Source organism: Asticcacaulis sp., assembly GCF_027484505.1.
Classification (GTDB): Bacteria; Pseudomonadota; Alphaproteobacteria; order Caulobacterales; family Caulobacteraceae; genus Asticcacaulis.
Map to the genome: position 1 here is coordinate 1 of NZ_JAIXSV010000109.1, position 5,208 is coordinate 5,208.

Genomic DNA, 5,208 nt, shown 5'->3' on the forward strand with positions numbered 1-5,208 from the left:
GGAGGGGTATTACCGTCCGTAAGATACCCCTCCGCCTCGTAAACTCGGCACCTCCCCATAAAATGGGGAGGAGGGAGGCTGCAAACCTTAATTCGTCACCACAGCCTAGTTCTTACCGTTACCCGACACGTAATAGGTCGCCGTATTACCGATGGCGCGGCTGGTCGAAACGATGGCCCGGCCCGATCCGCCGATAGTGGTCGTCGTCGAAGCCGACACATTGGCATTGTTGACCTGAGAGTTGCGCACCGTCATGTCCGCTTCGCATTCGGCGCAGGCATAGGCATAGGCCGAGTTGCCCGTCGCTTCGGCGGTGACATAGGCGTCGTAACCCGTATGGCCTTCGAAGCTGGCCTGCACGTCGATCGGACCGCCGTTGAACTGCTCGGTATTGATATTGACGTACTTGTCGCCGTTACCCGCGGTCAGGCTGTTGCCCACGCCGGTCGCGGTGGAGTGCATCTCACCATATTCATAGCCGCTCAGAACGCTCATCGACTGCACCTGACCGCCATTGGCCTGACGCGTGTCGGTGACCAGCGAACCGCCCGTATTATAGAGCGTCACCGTATTGGCGGCGGCATCCGACTGCGTGGCCATGTGCCAGGCATTGCCTGCATTGGCCGAAACGTAGGATTCCGTGCGTCCGCTCGAATCCTGCGTGACCGTATGCTCCTGCGAGCCGCGATCGGTTGAGTTCGAAGCGTAGTAGTTGTTCATCGCCGAGGCGGTGTACAGGTTCGGTGACGGCGAATAGTGCAACACCACGCCGGTGCGGGCCCGGGCTTCGGCGTCCGACTGCTGATGCGCGGTCGATTCCAGACGGCCGTTCGTCACCTGATAGGCCTGATGGTTGGTGACCGCGACCGTATTGATCTCACCCGACTCATAGATGGAGTTGTTGGGTGAATTGACCTGCGTATCGGCGTGGACATTGACCGCATCGACATACTGCTGGGTGTTGGCCACCAGCTTGCCGTCCGTGGTCGTGCCCGCGCCGTAATTGCCGACGGCCTGCGTCGTCATATACAGCGGCGTGCCCAGCGACTTGCGGTAATCTTCCGGAGCGGCCGTGCCGTTGACCGTAGCCGTGGCCGTGACATTACCCTGAAGCACCTGAACAGACGTCAGCTTCGCATCGACCTGCTCATTGCCAACCGTCACCGCATTGCCGTGGCCCGACGTCTCGACCTTCAGAAGGTCGTAGTTTTCCACCACGTTCAGGGTCTGACCGGAGAAGATGTCGCCGGTCTGCACCTGATCATTGGTAATGTCGAGCCCGCCCGAAGCCGGGGCCGTGGTCTGACTAGTAGCGGCCGTCGCCAGAGTTGCGGTTGCGAGTATTGTGCCAACGGCTAGGATCTTCGCGCGTACCCGCATTGTTGGTCTCCAGATTGTTATAGGCCGGGGTGTAGCCGCCGGTCTTGCCCAGCGTGGCGTCGTTGAGGAAGTCGTCCTTGGGGTTCAGGCAGATTTCGGGGCCTTGCACCCCATAGAGGTTGGCCATGAATTCCAGCGTGGCGCGTTCAATCAGGGCACGCACCGCCAGTTGCATGGGTTCAAGCCCGCCTTCGCCCGCCGAAACGTCGAAGATGTTGCCGTTGAAGAAGTCGAACACGCCGGCCTTGATCTCGCGGCCGATGATCTGCTTCTGGTAAGAAATGACGTCCACCACTTCCAGCGTGCGCGTATCGACCAGACGCAGGTCCAGCGCGACATTCATCACATAGAGGCGGCCATTGACGATGCCCTTGGTATCGCGGGCGTCGGCGTCGCCGACATAGGCGTCGATACCTGACGAGCGGATATTGTAGTTCAGCTCGGTGATGCCGCCCACGATGTGGAAGTCGGAACCGGCGATCTGACCTGCCATGATGCGGCGGTATTCGCCGGCTTCGGTCGGGTTGGCGACCTCATTGTCGGTGATCAGCTTGTTGTTGGTGTACTTCAGCTCCAGTTCCGACACCGACGTGTCGAAACGCTCGACCTGACGCGCGCCGGACTTGGCCAGAGCGGTCATAGCCATCAGTGAGGCGCCCTGGGTGATCTTGCGGCCCCCTTCGTATTCCACCTTGCCGGTGTAGTCCGAAATACGGCCGACCGCCATGCGCGGCGAAGCGAGGCTATGCTTGCGGGCATAGGAGCCGAGGCAGACCAGAGCGTCCGAATAGGCGGTCGGGTTGGCCGTCACCGGGGCATTGCCGATCGGCTTGGCATAGACGCCCGACGGACCGGCGACCGGCGACACACAGGCCGACAAGGTCATGGCGCCTGCCGCCAGAGCGATCAGGCTGAGGCCACGACGCACGCGGCGCGACGATTTCTTCGTATCAGAAGCCATTGAGATTTCCTGTAATGTCCGTGCCAGTGGCACCGGTGGCGGTTTGATTGCCATTGGTGGCCGTGACGTTGCCGTTGTTGGTCTGGGTCGAATTGACGATGACGGTGTTGTAGTTGCCGTTGACGACAACCGAGAGGTTGTTACCGATGGCGGTGGCCCCACCCACGGCACCGGCGCCGGAGTAGCTGTCGCCCGCGCCATAGGTCATCGACTTGGAATAGATACTCTGGTCGCCGCCGGTGACGATGACGCCATCCAGCAGCACACGGTTGCCATTGGCATCACGCGTCGAAGGGTCGATGGCACGCTCTTCCTGACCGCGGGTACGGCCATAGCCGGTCTCAAAACCGGTCGAGGTCGTGCTCATGGTCTGCGCCAGGGCCGGGGCCCCGGTGAGGACGACGAGGCCTGCGGTGGCTGCGGCTATCTTGTAAAACGCCATGTTGGGCTCCTGTCAGGCTTACGCCTTCACTTGAGAGGCGAAAAGCAAATCGGATGCCACTGTGACCGCGAACCTTAAAAATTGGGTATATTTTGTCTTAAAAATCGCTAAAGGGTTTCAAAATCAGGGATTAAGGGCTTCGCAAAGCGCTTTGCGGCCCTATATTCGCGGCTCAACCAGACGATGGACGCTTTGGCCGCATAAGGGTTGCGTATGAATGAGACGACAAAAGAGCCGTTTTTTACGGCACCCTGGCCAGCCGTAGTCCTCAGCGGGCTCATTTTGGCACTGTTCGCCCTGCAATCTCAATTCGATACAAACGGCGATCTGGTCTACATGCTGGGCCTGAACCCGCGCCTTTTGTGGAAGTACGACACGGTCTACGCCCTGTTCACCACCTTGTTCCTGCACGGGAGCTGGGTACACGCCGGTATGAATGCCGCCCTGGGGCTGGCCTTCGCCAGCGGCGTGGCGCGCGTTTTTGGCACACGTATCGGTGGTGCGGCACTCTTCTATATATACTACCTGTTCTGCGGTGTTCTGGCCGGGGTGGTCTATTGCGCGATCTTCCCGGATCGTAACGTCCTCCTGATCGGCGCGTCCGGTGCCATTTCAGGCCTGATGGGGGCCGCCATCCGCATCGGCCCCGGCTATATGCTGCCCTTCACTGACCGCCGGGTGATGGGGATGACCATCGCGTGGACGGCTATCAATATCCTGTCGGCCTTTATCAGCATCATTCCGGCCGCCGGCACCATTGCCTGGGAAGTGCATCTGATCGGCTACGCGATTGGCCTTCTGACCATAGGTGTGTGGATGCGCCTGTTCCGGCCCCGTTTTTTCAGCCTCTAGGCCGTTGTGACAATTTAAGATTTAACGCGGTTCTTTTCTCCTCCCTACGAAGTGGGGTGTAGCGTAGCGAGAGTATAGCTTTCGCAAGCGATGGGCAGCGAGCGAAGCGACGCTGACGGAGGGGTATAATCGTCCGTGAAAATACCCCTCCGCCTCGTAAACTCGGCACCTCCCCATGATATGGGGAGGAGGAAGATCGCAAACGTTAATTCGTCACCGCAGCCTGGATCATTATGATTTCCGGTAGAAACATAATGATCCCGCTTTTTGTTTAGCCCCTCGCCGGGTGCGGGCTCCGCCACCTTGGCCGCCGCCGCAATGGCGGCTTGCGCGGAATGATTTTAAGAGAAATCATTCCGCTCTAAATTTCCCGTAAAGAGACGTCTCACGCAAAATTGACAAGAGGGTCAAATTAAGGCCTTGCCCTCTTAACGTCTTCGCATAACCCTGCTCTCTTGCGCCGGACAACGGGAGGTCCGGCTATAAAGGGAGAGAGCCTATGCTGATCAATCAGCTTCTAAACGCCAAAGGGCATCAGGTCTTCACCGTATCCCCCGAAGATACAGTCGCCGCGGTATCCGCCCTTCTGCACACGCGCAAGGTCGGGGCCTTTGTGGTCGCCGACCGTCTGGGGCGTGTCGCCGGCATTGTCTCCGAACGCGACATCATAGGGGCTTTGGCGCAAAAGGGGGCTTTGGCGCTCGATATGCAGGTCAAAGACATTATGACGGCAGACGTGATCGTGGCGCGTCTGGGCGAAACCGTGGACTCTCTGCTTGAGCGCATGACCGACCGCCGTATCCGCCACCTGCCGGTGATGGAAGGCCCCAAGCTGACGGGCATCGTCTCTATAGGGGATCTGGTCAAGGCGAAGATCGCTCAGGCCGAACATGAGGCTCAGACGCTCAAGGCCTATATTACGGCCGGCTAACAGGCAAAAACCACGTAACGGGGATAGAATCCATTTTTGTGAATTTAGGGGTTGCGTCCCGCCGGGCGGTTTGTCTATAAGCCGCCCTCTCGACGGGACGCGCCGCCGACGAAACAAGCCGGTTGAAAAACAGACTTGCCAATTCGTCAAAGCAGCGATATGTTCCGCACCTTCCGATTCTTCAGGGCCTGCACGGCCATCTCGCAAAGATGGTCTGGGTGGTCTTGTTGTCTTTAAAATGACCGGTTAAGCGGTTGTGGAAAAAGAAAAAAATCGGTTGACACGGTTTAGCGGCTCCTTTAAAAGCCGCCCTCCGCTTCGGCGGGTTAGGTCTTTGACATTGTATACTGGGGAAGGGAAACGCAGGCGGCGGTGGTCTATGACGACTACTGTTGCAAGCGGTCTCTTTTAATAGACAACCATTTGGCTGTCGGGGTTTAGGCTTCGATGGTCATGTGGGAACTCGTTAATATGAACGCAGAACTACGCAGTGATTACTGAGCCTTTAGGGGCTTGGTGAGCAAAGAGCGAAGAGCAGCAGAGAGAAGTCTCAACTTGAGAGTTTGATCCTGGCTCAGAGCGAACGCTGGCGGCAGGCCTAACACATGCAAGTCGAACGAAGTCTTCGGACTTAGTGGCGGA

At 58.4% G+C, this 5,208-nt stretch carries 5 protein-coding genes and 1 rRNA gene; 3 read left to right on the top strand and 3 right to left on the bottom strand.

Translation table 11 applies throughout. The annotated features are described in order from the left end of the window. Positions 1-105 precede the first annotated feature (105 nt). The 3 genes from hfaD to hfaA are packed head-to-tail and all read right to left on the bottom strand — an operon-like array spanning position 106 to position 2,783. Positions 106-1,380, bottom strand: a complete 1,275-nt coding sequence (hfaD, locus tag Q0072_RS06700) for a holdfast anchor protein HfaD (RefSeq protein ID WP_298327497.1) — start codon at positions 1,378-1,380, stop codon at positions 106-108. Next, positions 1,307-2,341: a holdfast anchoring protein HfaB gene (gene hfaB, locus Q0072_RS06705; RefSeq protein ID WP_013478052.1), complete on the bottom strand. Its 1,035-nt coding sequence runs from the start codon at positions 2,339-2,341 to the stop codon at positions 1,307-1,309. Before hfaB ends, hfaD begins: the two co-directional genes overlap by 74 nt. After that, positions 2,331-2,783, bottom strand: a complete 453-nt coding sequence (gene hfaA, locus Q0072_RS06710) for a holdfast anchoring protein HfaA (RefSeq protein WP_290799561.1) — start codon at positions 2,781-2,783, stop codon at positions 2,331-2,333. Before hfaA ends, hfaB begins: the two co-directional genes overlap by 11 nt. Before the next feature lie 282 nt (positions 2,784-3,065). On the opposite strand from hfaA, the gene Q0072_RS06715 reads away from it, so the two are divergent. The 3 genes from Q0072_RS06715 to Q0072_RS06725 all read left to right on the top strand — a co-directional run. Then, positions 3,066-3,635, top strand: coding sequence for a rhomboid family intramembrane serine protease (locus Q0072_RS06715; RefSeq protein ID WP_298327503.1), 570 nt, complete (start codon positions 3,066-3,068; stop codon positions 3,633-3,635). A 499-nt stretch (positions 3,636-4,134) separates the two neighbouring features. Further along, entirely contained in the window at positions 4,135-4,566 is a 432-nt protein-coding gene (locus Q0072_RS06720; RefSeq protein ID WP_298327506.1) for a CBS domain-containing protein, read from the top strand. A gap of 551 nt (positions 4,567-5,117) precedes the next feature. Further along, positions 5,118-5,208: ribosomal RNA gene (locus tag Q0072_RS06725) — 16S ribosomal RNA — on the top strand; the annotation flags it as partial.